Raw genomic sequence first — 17,622 nt, 5'->3', positions numbered from 1 at the left:
CATTCAACGGATTGTTGATTCCGTAGTGCGGAAAATGGAGGCTGTGGGATGGGTCAGGGCCGGCAGGAGCAGGTGACGACGAGCCTCGCGGGCGCGGTCAGCGAGGAGATCAGTGCCTCCCTCGCGCCGGTCGACGCCGAGCTGGAACGCAGCTACCCGGGGGACCCCGGCACCCGGCGGCCCGTGCACACGGTCTACGTCCCCGGTGACGTCTTCGCGGCCGACACGATCCGCTCCTGGGGCGACCGGGCGCTGGCCGCCCTCGACGAACACGCTCCCGACGCGGCCTCCCTCGCCGCCGTCCTCGGCCTCGGCGACGACCTCGCCGAGCCCGTGTACACGCGCGTACGAGCCAAGCTGGAGCGCGAGCCGATCGAGGACCTGCGCGTCGACTTCGAGGACGGCTACGGCCCCCGCCCGGACGCGGAGGAGGACGAGACGGCCGCCCGCGCGGCCCGGCTGGTCGCCGCGGCGTACGCCGACGGCACGGCCGCCCCGTACATGGGCATCCGCATGAAGTGCCTGGAGGCCGCCGTGCGCGACCGGGGCATCCGCACCCTCGACATCTTCCTCACCGGCCTGGCGGAGGCCGGGGGACTGCCCGACGGGCTCGTGCTGACCCTGCCCAAGGTCACGTACCCCGAGCAGGTCACCGCCATGGTGCGGCTCCTGGAGGCCTTCGAGAAGGCGCGCGGCGTCGAGCCCGGCCGGATCGGCTTCGAGATCCAGATCGAGACGAGCCAGTCCATCCTCGCCGCCGACGGCACCGCCACCGTCGCCCGCATGATCCGGGCGGCCGAGGGCCGCGCCACCGGCCTGCACTACGGCACCTTCGACTACAGCGCCTGTCTCGGCGTCTCCGCCGCGTACCAGGCGAGCGACCACCCGGCCGCCGACCACGCCAAGGCGGTCATGCAGGTCGCTGCGGCGGGCACGGGCGTCCGCGTCTCGGACGGCTCCACCAACGTGCTCCCGGTCGGGCCGACCGAGCAGGTCCACGACGCCTGGCGGCTGCATTACGGCCTCACCCGGCGTGCCCTGGCCCGCGCCTACTACCAGGGCTGGGACATGCACCCCGGGCACCTCCCCACCCGCTACGCGGCCGTCTTCGCCTTCTACCGGGAGGGTCTCGCGCAGGCGGCGGCCCGGCTCGCCCGCTACGCCAACCGGGCCGGCGGCGACGTGATGGACGAGCCCGCGACCGCCAAGGCCCTCAGCGGCTACCTGCTGCGCGGCCTCGACTGCGGCGCGCTGGACCTCGCCGAGGTGACCGGCGCGACCGGGCTCACCCGGGCCGAGCTGGACGGCTTCGCGGCACCGGGGCGGGGCGACCTGACGGCGTCCGCCAAGTAGGCAAGCGGCGGGGGACCGGTCGCGGCACCGGCGCTCGGGCCCGCAGGCGACCGCTACGACGCGGTCGTGCGGGTCCGTCGACGACGTCCGCGACAAGGTCGCGCGGGCCGGCGGACGGCCTCTACGACGAGGGCAGCGGTGACGCGCCGGTTCCCGGCCGGCCGTCCTGCCGCGCGCCTACGAACCTCTCCAGACCCGACGCGGTCACCCGCCGCTCCTTCGCGAGCAGCCAGGTGCCCCGCGCGCACAGCCCGGCGTCGGCGCGGGCCCGCGCGCAGAAGTCCTCGGCCGTGCCGCCGAACAGTTCGCGCAACCGGGCCGACTCCAGCAGGAGTTCGTTGATCAGCGCCCGCTGGCCGGGGTGCTCGCGAGGGGCGCCGGCGCCGTCGTGCAGGACGCCGTGACGGTTGACGTAGACGTGGGCGCCGGGCAGCGACTCGCCCGTCTCCAGCTCGATGCGCACCTCGGCCCGGGGCAGCCACGCGCGGTCGTAGTTGCCGCCCGGCACCGGCACCCCCTCGCTCGCGTCGACGACGGCCAGCTGCTCGGCGTCCAGCCAGATGACGAACAACTCCCGTACGGCACCCGGCGCGTCGAACGGCGACGCGGAGACGTACCCCATGCGGCTGACATGCGCGGACACGCCCACGCCGACACCCGTGACCCGCGTGCGCACCATCGGGACGGGCGAGGTGATGCCGAACTCCGCCATCTTGTGGCGGAGTTGCGCCGGGCAGGCGTTGGAGCCGACGGACAGCACCGGGGTGCGGTCGTCGTGGGTGAGCCGGTCCAGGGGCAGCAGACGGTCACCGTCAAGGAGCCCCGAGGCCGCGGGCCACGCACCGGGATAGGCCAGCGGATGGTCGCGCGGCGCCTCGGCCAGTCCCAGGGCCTCGAGCGTACGGTCGTCCACGGGCCGCTCAGTCCGACGGCGGCAGCTCGCCCGAGCCGCGGGCGATCAGCCGGGTCGGCAGCTCGATCCGGTCCGGGACGATCAGGGAGCCGTCCAGCTGGCGGAAGAGGCGCTCGGCGGCCGTACGGCCGAGCGCGGCCGCGTCCTGGGCGACCACGGTGAGGCCGGGGTGGAGCAGGTCGGCGAGCTCGATGTCGTCGAACCCGACGAGGGCCACCTGGCGCGTCTGCTCGGCGAGCACCCGGATCACGGTGACGGTCACCCGGTTGTTGCCCGTGAGGACCGCGGTGACGGCGGAGGGGCCGCGCAGCATCTCCTCGGCCGCCTTGCGCACCCGCAGCGGGTCGGTGATGCCCAGGGACATCCAGGAGTCCTCGACCGGTATGCCGGCGTCCTCCATGGCGGCCCGGTAGCCGCGCAGCCGCTCGGCGGCCGTGTGGATGCGGGGCATGTCGCCGATGAAGCCGATCCGGCGGTGTCCGTGGGCGATCAGGTGGGCGACGCCGTCGCGGGCACCGCCGAAGTTGTCGGACAGCACGACGTCGGCGTCGATCTTCCCGGCCGGGCGGTCCACGAAGACCAGGGCGACACCCGCCCGGATCTCCTGCTCCAGATAACGGTGGTCGTCGCCCGCCGGAATGACGACCAGCCCGTCCACCCGGCGCGCGCACAGCGCCAGCGCGAGTTCCTGCTCGCGGTCGGGGTCCTCCGCGCTGGAGCCGTTGATCAGCAGGGCGCCGTGCGCACGGGCCACCTCCTCCACCGCGCGGCTGAGCGGGCCGTAGAACGGGTCGGCGAGATCCTCCAGGACCAGGCCGATGCTCGCGGTGCGCCCCTTGCGCAGCACCCGCGCGCTGTCGTTGCGCCGGAAGCCCAGGGAGTCGATCGCCTCCTGGACCCGGCGTTCCGTCTCCGGGGTGACGCCCTGCTCGCCGTTGACGACACGGGAGACCGTCTTGAGCCCGACCCCCGCTCGTGCGGCCACGTCCTTCATGGTGGGACGATTGCCGTAGCGGTTCTCGGATCGGCGGGGCGTGTCGGGCACGGTGCGATGTCCTGTCCTGTCGGCCACGGGGGAATGCGTCGGTCCATGGGCATGTATGAGGATGTGGCGTCGAGCATAGGGCCTGGACAACGTTGTCAGGTGCGGGAGAGACTGTCCACCGCAATCTCCGGCCCACGTCCCCCAACCGTTGGACCGGCGAGCCCTTTTCCCATGGTTGACGGGGAGATCCCACACTGATGCACACCGACCTCGTGGCCGCGCTCGACATCGGCGGCACCAAGATCGCCGGAGCTCTGGTCGACGGCCACGGCGCGATCCTGGTGCGCGCGCAGCGCCCGACGCCCTCGCAGGAGGACGGCGACACCGTGATGCGGGCCGTCGAGGAGGTGCTCGGCGAGCTGAGGGCGGCGCCGCTGTGGGAGCGCGCGCACGCCATCGGCATCGGCAGCGCGGGCCCGGTGGACGCCTCGACCGGCACGGTCAGCCCGGTGAACGTACCCGGTTGGCGCGACTTCCCGCTCGTGGAGCGGGTCCGGGCGAAGGCCGGGGACCACCTGCCCGTCGAGCTCATCGGCGACGGCGTGGCGATCACGGCGGCCGAGCACTGGCAGGGCGCGGCCCGCGGTCACGCCAACGCGCTGTGCATGGTGGTCTCCACCGGTGTCGGCGGCGGTCTGGTCCTCAACGGCCAGCTCCACTCCGGCCCTACCGGCAACGCGGGCCACATCGGTCACATCAGCGTGGACCTCGACGGCGACGCGTGCCCGTGCGGTGCGCGCGGGTGCGTCGAGCGCATCGCCAGCGGGCCCAACATCGCCCGCCGCGCCCTGGAGAACGGCTGGTGCCCGGGGCCCGACGGTGACACCTCCGCCGCCGCGGTGGCCGCCGCGGCCCGGGCCGGGGACCCCGTCGCCATCGCCTCCTTCGCACGGGCCGCGCAGGCGCTGGCCGCCGGGATCGCGGCCACCGCCACGCTTGTCGAGATCGACATCGCCGTCGTGGGCGGGGGCGTGGGCAAGGCGGGGGACGTGCTCTTCGCACCGCTGCGCAAGGCCCTCGGCGACTACGCGACCCTCTCCTTCGTCCAGCGCCTGACCGTGGCCCCGGCCCAGATGGGCACGGACGCGGGCCTGGTCGGCGCGGCCGCGGCGGCGCTCGCGGGGATGGCGGGCACGGCGGCGGCGGGCGTCTGAAGGCCCCGGCCGACCGCAGGAACGTTCACGCGGGGACGGGCGGGTCGGTCCTCGTGGGGTGCCCGGGCGTGCCCGAGGTGCGCCCGAGGTGTCCGGGTGGCAGTCGTGAGGTGCGCTCGTGGGGTCCCCGGCGGCGTCCCTGAGCTGCGCCGCGCTCGTGGCGTCCCGGAGGGTGAGGCCGTGCGGTTGCAGTGGTGTCCCGAGGGTGAGGCCGTGCGGTTCCCGTGGCGTCCGAGGGTCAGCCCGTGCCGTTCTCGTCGTGGCCCCGGGACGCGAGCATGGCATCCCCGGAGTGCGCCCGTCCGGGGTGCGGGCGTGACCCCGTACCCCCTTGCCTAGTTGAGCCGGGCATGAAGAAGCGCAGCATGCTTGCCATCGCCTCCCTCGCCACCGGGTTCGTCGTCGCCGCGATCACCCCGTCCCACGGGGCGGGCGCCGACGACCTGGGGGACCTGAACGTGGGGGACTCCGTCAGCACCCTCGATCACACCATCGCCGGTGACAGCCTGGAGGCCGGCGAGAACGCCCTCGGCCACAACGACTGACGGCCGCGGCGGGCGGCCGGGGGGCCGCTCCTGCGGATCGGCCCCGCTGCGGCACACGGTGCCGGAGCCCCCGCACCGGGGCTCCGGGCCTCCGCACGCGCACCCTCAACTGGAGCTGGTTTCCGTGGCAGGGTGGAGCGGGCAAGCCACAGGGGGCCAACAGAAGAGGGGGAACCGTGATCGTCTGGATCAACGGTGCGTTCGGTGCGGGGAAGACCACAACCGCACGGGAACTGATCGAACTGATCCCGAACAGCACGCTCTTCGACCCCGAGGTCATCGGCGCGGCACTCACGCACCTGCTGCCGACCAAACACCTCGCCGAGGTCGGCGACTTCCAGGACCTGCCGATCTGGCGACGGCTCGTGATCGACACCGCGGCCGCAATGCTCGCCGAGCTCGGCGGCACCCTGGTGGTCCCGACGACCCTGCTGCGCCAGGAGTACCGCGACGAGATCTTCGGCGGCCTCGCCGCTCGCCGGATCGCCGTACGCCATGTCCTCCTGGCCCCGGCGGAAACGATCCTGCGCGACCGCATCGCCGCCCGGGAGGTCCCGCCTGACCTTCCCGACGGGGAGATGCGGGTACGCCAGTGGTCCTACGACCACATCGAGCCCTACCGCATCGCCCTCGCCGGCTGGCTCACCGCCGACGCCCACCTCGTCGACACCAGTGCCCTCACCCCGTACGAGACGGCCGCCCGGATCGCCGAGGCCGTCGGCAGCGGTGCCGTTGCCACCTGCGACATCGTGCAGACACCGGAACCCACGGCCGAGACGGTCGCCGCCGGGGTGCTGCTCTTCGACGAGGAGGACCGGGTGCTGCTCGTCGACCCGACCTACAAGGCCGGCTGGGAGTTCCCCGGCGGTGTCGTCGAACCCGGCGAGGCACCCGCGCGGGCGGGGGTGCGCGAGGTGGCGGAGGAGACCGGGATACGGCTCGACGACCTGCCCCGCCTCCTCGTCGTCGACTGGGAGCGGCCGGTACCGCCCGGCTTCGGCGGCCTGCGCCTCCTCTTCGACGGCGGCCGTCTCGACGCGGACCGGGCCGCGGGGCTGCTGCTGCCCGGACCCGAACTGCGCGATTGGCGTTTCGTCACCGAACAGGAGGCCGCCGACCTGCTTCCGCCCGTCCGACACGAACGGCTGCGCTGGGCCCTGCGCGCGAAGGAACGCGGGGCGGCGCTGTATCTGGAGGCGGGGACACCCGTCGGCGGCTGAGACCTCACGGGGCTCGTACGTTCGTCGCCGAGGCGAACCGTACGAGCCCCCGTGCTCAGTGCTCAGTGCGTTGTGTCCCGTGGCGCCTGCGCTGCGGGCGAAACGGTTCAGCCGGCCGCGTAGTTGCGCAGGAACAGGGCCTCCGCCACCGACAGCCGCTCCAGTTCCTCGGGGGACACGCTCTCGTTCACGGCGTGGATCTGCGCCTCCGGCTCGCTCAGGCCGATGAGGAGGATCTCCGCGCTCGGGTAGAGGGACGCCAGCGTGTTGCACAGGGGGATGGAGCCGCCCTGGCCGGCGTACTGCATCTCCTGCCCCGGGTACGCCACCGCCATCGCCTCGGCCATCGCCGCGTACGCCGGGCTCGTCGTGTCGGCGCTGAACGCCTGCCCCTGACCGATCTGTTCCGTGCGCACCCGCGCACCCCACGGCGTGTGCGCCTCCAGGTGGGCCTGGAGCAGCTTCGTCGCCTCGACCGCGTCGACGCCCGGCGGCACCCGAAGGCTCACCAGCGCCCGGGCGCCCGCCTGGACCGACGGGGTCGCGCCGACGACCGGCGGGCAGTCGATGCCCAGGACCGTGACGGCCGGGCGGGCCCAGATGCGGTCGGCCACCGTGCCGGTGCCGATGAGGCCGACGCCGTCGAGCACCTTGGCGTCCTTGCGGAACTGCTCCTCGTCGTACTGGAGCCCGTCCCACCGGGACGCGGGGGCGAGCCCGTCGACGGTCGTCGAACCGTCCTCGGCGCGCAACGAGTCCAGTACGCGGATCAGCGCGGCCAGCGCGTCGGGCGCGGCCCCGCCGAACTGGCCGGAGTGCAGGTTGCCCGCGAGCGTGTCGACCTGTACCCGGACCAGGGTCATGCCGCGCAGGGTGGAGGTGACGGTCGGCAGGCCGACGCGGAAGTTGCCCGCGTCGCCGATCACGACGGTGTCCGCCGCCAGCAGATCCGGGTGCTCCTCGGCGTACCGCTCCAGGCCGCCCGTGCCCATCTCCTCGGAGCCCTCGGCGATCACCTTGACGTGTACCGGGACGCCGCCGTTCGCCTTCAGCGCGCGCAGCGCGAGCAGGTGCATGATCACGCCGCCCTTGCAGTCGGCGGCACCGCGGCCGTACCAGCGGCCGTCGCGCTCGGTCAGCTCGAACGGCGGGGTGGTCCACGCGGCCTCGTCCAGCGGCGGCTGCACGTCGTAGTGGGCGTAGAGGAGGACGGTCTTGGCGCCCTCCGGGCCGGGCAAGTACCCGTACACCGACTGCGTCCCGTCGGGGGTGTCGAGCAGGGCCACGTCCGTGAAGCCCTCGGCGCGCAGGGCCTCGGCGACCCAGTTCGCGGCACCCTCGCTCTCGCTCCTGGGGAACTGGTCGAAGTCCGCCACCGACTTGAAGGCCACCAGCTCGGTGAGCTCCGCCTTCGCCCTGGGCATCAGCGAGGCGACGGTCTCGGCGACCGGATTCGACGACATGGGCACGCTCCTCGTGGGTGCGACGTTGTACGTGTGAGTACGGATGATCGTGTCAGCGTAGGCGCACCTGGTGAGCAGGACGCATACGCTGCTGATCCTCCCACAGCGGCCTGCGGCGACAGCCGCCGTAGGATGCGGGGGACAGGTGCGGTAGCGGCTGGATCGGGAGCAGTAGACCATCGTGAGCAGCGAGAACTCTTCGGCGGACGACGTACGGCAGGTGTGGGACGTCGTCGTGGTGGGCGCGGGACCCGCGGGGGCCTCGGCCGCCTATGCGGCGGCGGTCGCGGGGCGGCACGTCCTGTTGCTGGAGAAAGCGGAGCTGCCCCGCTACAAAACGTGCGGCGGCGGCATCATCGGCCCGTCCCGCGACTCCCTGCCGCCGGGCTTCGAACTGCCGCTGCGGGACCGTGTGCACGCGGTGACGTTCTCCAACAACGGCCGGTTCACCCGTACCCGCCGCTCCAAGCAGATGCTGTTCGGGTTGATCAACCGGCCCGAGTTCGACCAGCAGCTCGTCGAGCACGCGCAGAAGGCGGGCGCCGAGTTGCGGACGGGCGTCACCGTGCAGCGGGTCGAACAGCACGGGTCTACCGTTCCGGACCGGCGTACGGTCGCCGTCGTACTCCAGGGCGGCGAGACGGTGTTCGCGCGGGCGGTGGTGGGCGCCGACGGCAGCGCCAGCAGGATAGGAGCGCACGTCGGGGTGAAGCTGGACCAGGTGGACCTCGGCCTGGAGGCGGAGATCCCGGTTCCGGACACGGTCGCCGAGGACTGGCAGGGCCGGGTCCTCATCGACTGGGGTCCGATGCCCGGGAGCTACGGCTGGGTGTTCCCCAAGGGCGACACACTGACGGTCGGCGTGATCTCGGCCCGTGGCGAAGGCGCGGCGACCAAGCGTTACCTGGAGGACTTCGTCGCCCGGCTCGGCCTCGCGGGGTTCGAACCGAGCATCTCCTCCGGCCACTTGACCCGCTGCCGGGCCGACGACTCGCCGCTGTCGCGCGGGCGGGTGCTGGTGTGCGGGGACGCGGCGGGGCTCCTGGAGCCGTGGACGCGCGAGGGCATCTCGTTCGCCCTGCGCTCGGGACGGCTCGCGGGTGAGTGGGCGGTCCGGATCGCCGAGGCGCACGACGCCGTGGACGCGCGCCGGCAGGCCCTGAACTACGCGTTCGCGATCAAGGCCGGGCTCGGTGTGGAGATGAGCGTCGGCAAGCGGATGCTGGCGGCGTTCGAGCGGCGGCCCGGTGTGTTCCACGCCGCGCTGACGGGGTTCCGGCCCGCCTGGCGGGCGTTCACGGACATCACTCGGGGGGCGACCTCGTTGGGTGAGCTCATGCGCGGCCACCCCTTCGCCCAGCGCGCCCTGACCGCGCTGGACCGCCGGCCCGTCCCGGGTGCCGGGGCCACGAACACGGCGACTGTCGCGGACGGCGGGGTCGCCGAGGTGCGCGAGCCTGACGAGGCCGGGTCCTGATGCTGGTTCAGCTCTTGACGCTGATGCGGAAGACCGGGTGGTCCGGGGCGATCCGGCGCAGGTCGGCGTCGGGGGAGTCGGGGCCGATCCCGTTGAAGAACACGCCGACCTCGGCCTTCCAGCGCTTGAGGTAGGCGCGCAGCAGCGGGACCTTGTCGTCGTCGGCGACCTCGGTCGCGGTGAACTCGTCCACGCTCTTGCCGAGGCGCAGTTCACCGCCGCCCGCCGCGCGCATGTTGTGCGTCCACTGGACGTGACCGCGGGGGGCGACGAGGTACTGGAGGCCGTCCACGGTCAGCAGGTTCACGGGGGTGGTCCGCCACGTGCCGCTCTTGCGGCCGCGGACCGCCAGCACCCGGGAACCCCAGAAGCTGATGCCGCGGCGGGTCATCCAGGCGACGACACGGTTGAGGACGTTGACGGTGAACCAGCCGGGCTTCTTGACGTGCGTGGACATGTCGACTTCCTCCTGGAAGTTCTCGGGAGCGGCGCGGAGCGCGGAACACGCACGGTGTGAGCTTGTTGTGAGCAGTGCTCTCGCTTGAGAGCAGTCTGCTGGAGATCGGTGATCCAAGGCAAGAGCACTGCTCTCTTTTTTGTTCGGCGCTCTCTTTTGCGTACGCCGCTCTCAAAAGAGTGCGCCGCTCTGGCTTGCGTGCACCGCTCTCGATTGTGTGCACCGCTCCGAAAACGTGGGACACTCGCTCTCATGAGCAACACGGCACGCAGCACCCCGCACGGAGCAGGAACAGGAGCCGATGCCGGAACCGACGCCGACGCCGATACCGACGTCGGCGCCACCCGCGGCGCCCGAGCCCGTGCCCGGATCGAAGTGACCGCGGCCATCAAGGACGAGGCACGCAGACAGCTCGCCGCGGAGGGAGCCGCCAAGCTCTCGCTGCGGGCCGTCGCCCGGGAGCTCGGGATGGTCTCCTCCGCGCTGTACCGCTACTTCCCCAGCCGTGACGACCTGCTCACCGCGCTCATCATCGACGCCTACAACTCCCTGGGCGAGAGTGCGGAGACGGCGGCGGCCGCGGTGGCCGAGGCGGGGCCGGCACAGCGCTGGACCGTGGTCTGCGAGGCCGTACGCGAATGGGCGCTCGCGCATCCGCACGAGTACGCGCTGATCTACGGATCGCCGGTGCCCGGATACTCCGCCCCCCAGACGACCGTCCCCGCCGCCGCCCGGGTCGGCATCGTCCTCATCGACATCGTGCGGGACGCGCACCAGGGGCTCGGTCTGGCCAAGACGCCGCTGCCGGCCGAACTGCGCGTCGAGGCCCGGCGGATGGCGGCCGACCTCGCGCCCGACCTTCCCCCGGAGGCGGCCGCGGCACTCGTGGCGGCCTGGGCGCAGCTGTTCGGGCTGATCGGGTTCGAGCTGTTCGGCCAGTTCCACCGGGTCGTGGAGGACCGCGCGCCGTTCTTCCGGCACGCGGTGACCCAGCTCGCCCACGGTGTGGGGCTGGTGTACCCGCAGCGGGGGCGGGCCGAGTAGGGCTCAGCTCCCGGAGGGCTCAGAGGGCTCAGAGGGCTCAGAGGGCTCAGGGCGCTCGGGCCCTGGTGGGTTCAGGGTGCCGGACGTACGTGTACTCCCCCGGGAGTACACGTGATCGCCCCGCCCGGCGGACGCCCGCCGCGACCCGTGGCGTCTAGCGTGGCGGACATGGACGAGCAGCGTGGACCCGGCGGCGGCCCGCCGCGGTGGTGGCGGCACGGGCCGCCGTGGGGGCACCTCCGGGACGCTGCCGAGCGCGGCACCCGCCGGCCGTGGCGCTCCACGCTGCTGCTCACCGTGTTCGTCCTGGGCGGGTCGAACTTCGCGGCCCAGGCGCAGGAGGGCCAGCGGGCGTCGCTCGACGTCTTCGCGCGGGTGCTGCTGCTCGTGGGCTCCGGCCTGCTGCTGTGGCGGAAGCGGTATCCGGTGGCCGTCGCGTTCGGCACGGCCGTGGCCGCCATGGTCTATCTGGGCGCCGGATACGCGTACGGGCCGGTCTTCCTGACCGTCGCCGTCGCCTGCTTCAGCGCGATCGTCGCGGGGCACCGCCGGGCGGCCTGGTCGGCCGTGGGGATGCTCTGGGCCGGGCATGTGCTCGTCGCCCACTGGCTCTACCGGTGGCTGCCGCCGACCGGTGACACGGCCGCCTCCTGGTGGCAGGAGGTCGCCGTCGCCACCTGGGTGGTGGCGATCGTCGCGGTGGCCGAACTGGCCCGGGTACGGCGTGAGCAGTGGGCCGGGGAGCGGGCCGAACGCGCCCAGGCGGCCCGGCGAAGGGCAGACGAGGAGCGGCTGCGGATCGCCCGAGAACTGCACGACGTCCTCGCGCACAGCATCTCCGTGATCAACGTGCAGGCGGGCGTCGGCCTGGCGCTCCTGGACACCGACCCGGAGCAGGCGCGTACGGCGCTCACCACCATCAAGGAGGCGAGCAAGGAGGCGCTCGGCGAGGTGCGTCAGGTGCTCGACACGCTGCGTACGCCGGGTGACGCCCCGCGCGCTCCCGCGCCCGGCCTCGACAGGCTGCCCGAACTGGTGGAACAGGCGGCGGGCGCGGGCCTCGCCGTCGAGGTCGAGGGGGAGCCGCCCCGCCTGCCGCCCGGTGCGGACCTCGCCGCGTTCCGCATTGTCCAGGAGGCGCTCACCAACGTCGTACGGCACTCCGGTTCACGGCACGCGCGTGTGCGTGTCGAGCACGGGGGTGGCGCGCTGCGGTTGTGCGTCGACGACGACGGGCCCGCGACCGGCGCCGACGCGGGCGGCAGCGGCAACGGGCTGGCCGGGATGCGGGAGCGGGCCGCGGCGCTCGGTGGCACGATCGAGGCGGGACCGCGCGCCGACGGCGGCTTCCGGGTGCTCGCCGTACTGCCGTTGAAGGTCAAGGAGGACCGGTGATCCGTGTACTGCTCGCCGACGACCAGTCCCTGGTCCGGGCGGGGTTCCGGGCGTTGCTCGACGCGCAGTCAGACATCGAGGTCGCCGGGGAGGCCGCCGACGGCGAGGAGGCGTTGCGCGCGGTGCGCGAACTGCGCCCCGACGTCGTCCTGATGGACATCCGCATGCCCCGACTGGACGGCCTTGCCGCGACCCGCGGCATCACCGGCGACCCCGCCCTGGCGGACGTCAGGGTGGTCATGCTGACCACCTTCGAGCTCGACGAGTACGTCTTCGAGGCGATCCGCTCCGGCGCCTCGGGCTTTCTGGTCAAGGACACCGAGCCGGAGGAACTCCTGCGCGCGGTCCGGGCGGTGGTCGAGGGTGACGCCCTGCTGTCGCCGGGCGTGACACGTCGGCTGATCGCCGAGTTCGCGGCCCGCTCCAAGGAACCCGCGGCGGCCGACGCCCTGGCCCGGCTCACCGAGCGGGAACGGGAGGTGATGGCCCTGGTCGGTATCGGCCTGTCCAACGAGGAGATCGCCCGTCGGCTGGTCGTCAGCCCGCTGACCGCGAAGACCCACGTGAGCCGCACGATGGTGAAGCTGGGTGCCCGCGACCGGGCCCAACTGGTCGTGCTGGCCTACGAGTCGGGGCTGGTGCGGCCGGGCTGGCTGGGCTGAGACGCCTACCGGACGTCGTCACCGGCCCCGGCGGCGGGGCGGCCCCGGAAACGGAACAGCACGCTGACCACACGCGCGGTGAACAGCACGGGCGCGAGCACGAGCCCCGCGCGCGGCAGCAACCACTCCATCGTGCCCGGCAGTTCGAACAGCAACGCGGGACCGGCGACCGCGCCGAACAGGAGCGCCGCCGCGAAGGCCGCGCTGCACAGCGCGTACCCGATCTCGACGGTGATCGCGTCCCGTTCGGCCTGTGTACGTCGTCCCCCGTGACCAGTCATGCCGCGAGTGAAACAGGCGTGTGCCCGGCGGGCCACGGCCCCCCCCCGGCCCCCCCGGGCACACGCTGGAGGCGTCCCCCCAGGACTTCTCCGGCGGATCATGCCGGAGACGCGGGGGCTCGGCACGGCCGCCGGCGGCGTTGTCGTCGGTGGCGGACGCTCCGCGTCGACGCCGTCCTGCGCCTTGCGGTCGGACGCGCCGAGCCCCGTCGCCCGCGCTGATCAGGCACCGCGAACGTCCTTCGGCCCGATCCGGCGGACACGTCCTAGTCGCGGACCGCGACGCGACGCTCCGCGTCCGTCTCCCTCGGGGTGGACTTGGCGACCACGACGGTCTGCTGGGCGGGCCTGCGGGTGCGCAGTCCGGTGAGGCTGACGAGCAGTCCGACGAGGGCGATACCGGCGACCACCACGAGCCCGGGGCGGTAGCTGTCGAGCACCGCCTGCGGAGTGGCGTCGGCGGAGGTGTTCGCGGTCACCACGGCCGTCACGACGGCCAGGAAGATCGCGCCGCCCACCTGGACCGAGGTGTTGAGCAGGCCGGAGACCATGCCCTGCTCGTGGTCCTCGACGCCGTTGGTGGCCTGGATGTTGAGCGAGGGGAAGACCAGCGCGCAGGCCGCGCCGATGAGCAGCATGCTCGGCAGGATCACGGACGCGTACACCGGGTCGAGGTCGACCCGCAGGAACAGCCCGTACCCGACGACCATGAGCGCGAAGCCCGCGGCGATCAGCCGCTGGGTGCCGAACCGGTCGACGATCGCGCCCACCTTCGTCGACGACACCGCCACCAGCGCGCCGGCCGGCAGGAACGCGAGCGCGGTGTGCAGTGCCGACCAGCCGAGCAGTGACTGCATGTACAGCGTGACCAGGAACTGGAAGCCGACGTACGACCCGAAGAAGGCCATCGCGCCGAGCTGGGCGCGGATCTGGTTGCCGGAGCGCAGGACACCGAGCCGGACCAGCGGTCCCGGCGAGCGGCGCTCGACCAGCACGAAGGCGGTCAGCAGGGCGGCGACGGCGAGGAAGGACAGCAGGGTGCGGGTCGATGCCCAGCCGGCCTCCGGTGCCTGGACCACGGTGAAGACCAGCAGCAGCATCGAGGCGGTGCCGAGGACGGCGCCGGGGATGTCGTAGCCCTGGTGGTCCTTCTCGCGTTCGCTGCGCGGCAGCAGCTTCAGCCCCGCCACCAGCGCGGCCAGGGCGATGGGTGCGGGCAGCAGCATGGTCAGGCGCCAGCTGGCCTCGGTGAGCAGGCCGGACAGCACCAGGCCCATGGAGAAGCCGGTGGCGGCGCAGGTGGTGTAGATGGACAGCGCGCGGTTGCGCAGCGGGCCCTCGGGGAACGTCGTGGTGATGATCGACAGGCCGGCCGGCGCTGTGAACGCGGCGCTCAGGCCCTTGATGAAGCGGCTGGCGATCAGCAGCGGGCCCGAGTCGACGAGGCCGCCGAGCAGGGACGCCAGCGCGAACACACCCAGGGCCACCAGGAAGACCTGGCGCCGGCCCAGCAGGTCGGCGGTACGGCCGCCGAGGAGCAGCAGGCCGCCGTAGCCGAGGATGTAGCCGCTGACGATCCATTGCAGCGTCGAGGTCGACAGGTGGAGGTCGGAACCGATGGACGGCAGGGCGACGCCGACCATCGACACGTCCAGCGCGTCGAGGAACATGGCGGCGCAGAGCACCAGCAGGGTGCCCCACAGCCGCGGGGTCCAGCGTCCGTCGGACGCCGGGGCGGTGAGCGGAGAGGTCATGTCGCGACACTACATGCGTATGCATCGAATGCAAATGCATTTAATTCCGATGCAACAATCTCGATCCTCTGCTACGGTGCCGAACATGGCGGCGAAGAAGGCCGAGCAGGAGCTCGTGGACGAGTGGCGGGACATCCTCGCGCTGCACGCGCGCACCCAGTGCGAACTCGACCGGGTTCTGCACCGGCACGGCTTGTGCGCCAGCGACTTCGAGGTGCTGGACGTGCTGTCCGAAGGCGCGGCGGCCGACGGCTCCCGCGCCTACCGCGTCCAGGAGATCGCCGAGCGGGTCCATCTCAGCCAGAGTGCGCTGTCGCGGCTGATCGCCCGCTTGGAGAAGGACGACCTCGTCGAGCGGGCCATGTGCCCGGAGGACCGGCGAGGTGTGCGTGTGGCCCTCACCGACCAGGGACGCGAACTGCACGGTGAGGTGCGGCCGGTGCAGCGCGCGGTGCTGACCCGGATGCTGACGGACGGCCCCGCCGACTGACGACCGCGGCCCTTCGGTCGACGGACTGACGACCGCGGTGGTTCGGCCGACGGACTGACGACGGCGGTGGTGCGGCCGACGGACTGACGACGGCGGTGGTGCGGCCGACGGACTGACGACCGCGGTGGTGCGGCCGACGTTCTGGCGACCGCGGCCCTTCGGTCGAGGGACCGGCTATCGCGGCCCTTCGGCCGACGACTGGAGACGCGCGGCCGTTCGGCGGTCGGCTGCACGGTGTGACGGTGTGCCGTCCGGGTCAGCCGATCGCCGACTTCTCCCGCCACAGTGCGGCAAGCGACGCGTCCCCCGTCACGTTCGGCACCGGACGGCGGTTCCACAGTGCCAGGTACAACTGCTCGGCCGTACCGGCGAGTTCGCAGTCGGCGTCCCCTGCCTCGTCCCGTGTGGTCACGGGCGGCTCAGGCGACAGGCGTACGGTCCACACCGCTTCGGGGTCCGCGGCCCGGGTCGCTCCCGGGTCCAGGTCCAGGTCCGCTTCGGGGGCCGCGTCGAACACGCGCACCCGCAGGACGCGCGGCGCCTCGGTGCGGACCCGGCTCCTGGAGCGGGCGTGGAACCCGCGCAGGAGCTCGTCGATGCCGTCCGCCGCGAAGCGCGCGGTGACCGGACCCGGGGTGCCGCCGAGCGCCGACTCCACGTCGTAGCGGTGGACGGCCGTCTCGTGGGCCTGCCGCCTGGCCCAGAAGAACAGGGGTGAGGGCGCGGGCGCGGGGTGGAACGTCCAGGCCGCGGTGTCGGCCGGCGCCGCGGCCAGGGTGTCGACGAGGAGACGGTGGCTGTCCCGGTACCAGGCGAGAAGCTCGGCGCCGTCGAGGTCCGGAGGGTCGCCGATGGGCCGGGGCGAGGTGTGTTCCTCGGCGACGAAGGAAGCGGCCCAGCGATGGACCGCGCCCGTGTGCCGCAGCAGGTTCCGCACCTGCCACCCCGGGCAGGTCGGCACCGAGGCGTCGACCCCCGCCGCCTCGGCGGCCGCGGCGAGCGCCCGGCCCTCGTGATCCACGAACTTGACGAACTCGGCAGTTTCCATGGGGCGAGTGTGCCGGATGGAGCGGGGCCGGCGAGGGGAGTGGGAGTGACGGGCACCGCCGCGGTGGCTCTCCCGTGGTCACTCGGTCGCGGTTGCCCGGCGGGTGGCGAACCCGATGAAGGCGGCCACCCCGGCCAGCAGTGCGACGCTGGTGAGCGCGAGGGGCAGGGAGAACCAGTCGGCCATGAATCCGATGGCGGGCGGGCCGAGGAGCATGCCGCTGTAGCCGAGCGTGGAGACCGTCGCGACGCCGGTCGGTCCCGCGAGGCTGCCCGCGTGTTCGACCGCGACCGGGAAGAGGTTGGCGAGACCGAGCCCCGTGACGGCGAACCCGATCAGGGCCGCCCACGCGGAAAGGGCGAGGGCGCCGACCAGCATGCCGACGGCGGCGACGGTACCGCCCGCGACCACGGTGCGGGTACGGCCGAGCCGCTGGAGCAGCGCCGTACCCGACAGTCGCCCGGCCGTCATCGCCAGAGCGAAGCAGGAGTAGCCCGCCGCCGCGATCCCCGGTGAGGTGTCCAGGTCCTGTTCGAGGTGCAGGGCGCCCCAGTCGGCCATGGCTCCCTCGCCGTACGCCGTGCAGAGGGCGATCAGACCGAGGACGACGACCAGCCTCCGGGTGCGGGTGTCCGGTCGGTGGGAGCGGTCGCGGCCGGGGCGCGCATCGGCCGGCGGTGCCGGGGGCTCGTGGCGCAGGAGCGTGCGCCCGGCGATCGCGGTCACGAGCAGGCCGATCAGGGTGAGGCCGAGAAGGTGGCCGGCGGGCGAGAGCGAGCCCGCGACCAGTCCGCCCAGCCCCGCGCCGACCATGCCGCCGAGGCTGAAGGCCGAGTGGAAACTGGGCATCACGGGCCGGCGCAGCGCGGCGACCAGATCGACGGCGGCACTGTTGAAGGCGACGTTGATACCGCCGTACGCGGCGCCGAAGAGCAGCAGTGCGGCGCCGAGCGTGGTCGCGGAGTGGGCGAGCGGGGGCAGGGCGACGCTGAGGGAGAGCAGCACGGCGCAGACGACGGTGACGCGGTGATTGCCGTAGCGGTGGCACAGTCGGCCGGTGAGCGTCATGGTCACGACGGCTCCGGCGGAGACACAGAGCAGGGCGAGGCCGAGGGTGCTGGCGGAGGCGCCCGTCTGGTGCTTGATGGCGGGGATACGGACGACCCAGCCCGCGAAGACGAAGCCGTCGAGGGCGAAGAACGTGGTGAGCGCGACGCGTAGGCGGGAGAGGTCGCTGCCCATGCCCGGCACGGCGCTGTGCGTTCGGGGTTTGTTTATTAGCGGCACAAACTCAGGCTAGGGGGCGGGACAGGTCCGGGCA

General features: G+C 73.0%; 17 protein-coding genes. 9 read left to right on the top strand and 8 right to left on the bottom strand.

Translation table 11 applies throughout. From position 1 onward, the window contains the following. Positions 1-48 precede the first annotated feature (48 nt). Positions 49-1,353, top strand: a complete 1,305-nt coding sequence (locus ACFV0T_RS00380) for a DUF6986 family protein (RefSeq protein ID WP_385772782.1) — start codon at positions 49-51, stop codon at positions 1,351-1,353. A 121-nt stretch (positions 1,354-1,474) separates the two neighbouring features. Here the strand turns inward: ACFV0T_RS00380 and ACFV0T_RS00375 are convergent, their stop codons facing one another. Together ACFV0T_RS00375 and ACFV0T_RS00370 are read right to left on the bottom strand one after the other, a co-directional pair. Beyond that, on the bottom strand, positions 1,475-2,266 hold the full coding sequence (locus ACFV0T_RS00375) for a hypothetical protein (protein ID WP_385772780.1): 792 nt from the start codon (positions 2,264-2,266) through the stop codon (positions 1,475-1,477). A gap of 7 nt (positions 2,267-2,273) precedes the next feature. Further along, on the bottom strand, positions 2,274-3,338 hold the full coding sequence (locus ACFV0T_RS00370; protein WP_385772778.1) for a LacI family DNA-binding transcriptional regulator: 1,065 nt from the start codon (positions 3,336-3,338) through the stop codon (positions 2,274-2,276). 170 nt (positions 3,339-3,508) lie between these two features. Here ACFV0T_RS00370 and ACFV0T_RS00365 point away from each other — a divergent pair, with 170 nt between their 5' ends. The 3 genes from ACFV0T_RS00365 (at position 3,509) to ACFV0T_RS00355 (ending at position 6,230) form a co-directional block, all read left to right on the top strand. After that, complete coding sequence (locus tag ACFV0T_RS00365) at positions 3,509-4,465, top strand: ROK family protein (RefSeq protein ID WP_385772776.1); 957 nt, start codon at positions 3,509-3,511, stop codon at positions 4,463-4,465. A gap of 350 nt (positions 4,466-4,815) precedes the next feature. Then, positions 4,816-5,010 (top strand): hypothetical protein, encoded by a 195-nt coding sequence (locus ACFV0T_RS00360; protein WP_385772774.1) that lies wholly within the window; start codon positions 4,816-4,818, stop codon positions 5,008-5,010. 176 nt (positions 5,011-5,186) lie between these two features. Then, positions 5,187-6,230, top strand: a complete 1,044-nt coding sequence (locus tag ACFV0T_RS00355) for an NUDIX domain-containing protein (RefSeq protein WP_385772772.1) — start codon at positions 5,187-5,189, stop codon at positions 6,228-6,230. Positions 6,231-6,337: 107 nt separating this feature from the next. On the opposite strand, the gene ACFV0T_RS00350 is transcribed toward ACFV0T_RS00355, so the two are convergent. After that, positions 6,338-7,693, bottom strand: coding sequence for a dipeptidase (locus tag ACFV0T_RS00350; protein ID WP_385772770.1), 1,356 nt, complete (start codon positions 7,691-7,693; stop codon positions 6,338-6,340). Between the two features lie 181 nt (positions 7,694-7,874). On the opposite strand from ACFV0T_RS00350, the gene ACFV0T_RS00345 reads away from it, so the two are divergent. Next, positions 7,875-9,170 carry a geranylgeranyl reductase family protein gene (locus ACFV0T_RS00345; RefSeq protein ID WP_385772768.1) on the top strand — a complete coding sequence of 432 codons (1,296 nt, stop codon included), beginning with the start codon at positions 7,875-7,877 and terminating at the stop codon, positions 9,168-9,170. 7 nt (positions 9,171-9,177) lie between these two features. On the opposite strand, the gene ACFV0T_RS00340 is transcribed toward ACFV0T_RS00345, so the two are convergent. Then, positions 9,178-9,627, bottom strand: coding sequence for a nitroreductase family deazaflavin-dependent oxidoreductase (locus ACFV0T_RS00340; protein ID WP_385772766.1), 450 nt, complete (start codon positions 9,625-9,627; stop codon positions 9,178-9,180). A gap of 252 nt (positions 9,628-9,879) precedes the next feature. Between ACFV0T_RS00340 and ACFV0T_RS00335 the strand changes: the two genes are divergently transcribed. The 3 genes from ACFV0T_RS00335 (at position 9,880) to ACFV0T_RS00325 (ending at position 12,728) form a co-directional block, all read left to right on the top strand. Next, the gene (locus ACFV0T_RS00335; RefSeq protein ID WP_385772764.1) at positions 9,880-10,671 is read left to right on the top strand and encodes a TetR/AcrR family transcriptional regulator; all 792 of its coding nucleotides are present in this window, start codon (positions 9,880-9,882) and stop codon (positions 10,669-10,671) included. A gap of 168 nt (positions 10,672-10,839) precedes the next feature. Continuing rightward, positions 10,840-12,066, top strand: a complete 1,227-nt coding sequence (locus ACFV0T_RS00330; protein ID WP_385772762.1) for a sensor histidine kinase — start codon at positions 10,840-10,842, stop codon at positions 12,064-12,066. Further along, complete coding sequence (locus tag ACFV0T_RS00325) at positions 12,063-12,728, top strand: response regulator (RefSeq protein ID WP_385772760.1); 666 nt, start codon at positions 12,063-12,065, stop codon at positions 12,726-12,728. The genes ACFV0T_RS00330 and ACFV0T_RS00325 overlap by 4 nt, the downstream gene beginning before the upstream one ends. Before the next feature lie 5 nt (positions 12,729-12,733). On the opposite strand, the gene ACFV0T_RS00320 is transcribed toward ACFV0T_RS00325, so the two are convergent. After that, a complete protein-coding gene (locus tag ACFV0T_RS00320; RefSeq protein ID WP_385772758.1) occupies positions 12,734-13,009 on the bottom strand; it encodes a DUF6332 family protein in 276 nt (91 codons plus the stop codon). A gap of 266 nt (positions 13,010-13,275) precedes the next feature. Beyond that, positions 13,276-14,763, bottom strand: a complete 1,488-nt coding sequence (locus ACFV0T_RS00315) for an MFS transporter (protein ID WP_385772756.1) — start codon at positions 14,761-14,763, stop codon at positions 13,276-13,278. A gap of 85 nt (positions 14,764-14,848) precedes the next feature. Between ACFV0T_RS00315 and ACFV0T_RS00310 the strand changes: the two genes are divergently transcribed. Further along, positions 14,849-15,253 (top strand): MarR family winged helix-turn-helix transcriptional regulator, encoded by a 405-nt coding sequence (locus tag ACFV0T_RS00310; RefSeq protein ID WP_385772754.1) that lies wholly within the window; start codon positions 14,849-14,851, stop codon positions 15,251-15,253. Positions 15,254-15,509: 256 nt separating this feature from the next. On the opposite strand, the gene ACFV0T_RS00305 is transcribed toward ACFV0T_RS00310, so the two are convergent. Further along, positions 15,510-16,301: a maleylpyruvate isomerase family mycothiol-dependent enzyme gene (locus ACFV0T_RS00305; protein ID WP_385772752.1), complete on the bottom strand. Its 792-nt coding sequence runs from the start codon at positions 16,299-16,301 to the stop codon at positions 15,510-15,512. Between the two features lie 78 nt (positions 16,302-16,379). After that, the gene (locus ACFV0T_RS00300) at positions 16,380-17,552 is read right to left on the bottom strand and encodes an MFS transporter (protein WP_385773409.1); all 1,173 of its coding nucleotides are present in this window, start codon (positions 17,550-17,552) and stop codon (positions 16,380-16,382) included. Between the last annotated feature and the right edge of the window lie 70 nt (positions 17,553-17,622).

Source organism: Streptomyces sp. NPDC059582 (assembly GCF_042735715.1).
Taxonomy (GTDB): domain Bacteria; phylum Actinomycetota; class Actinomycetes; order Streptomycetales; family Streptomycetaceae; genus Streptomyces.
This window is presented reverse-complemented; position numbering and strand designations above follow the sequence as displayed.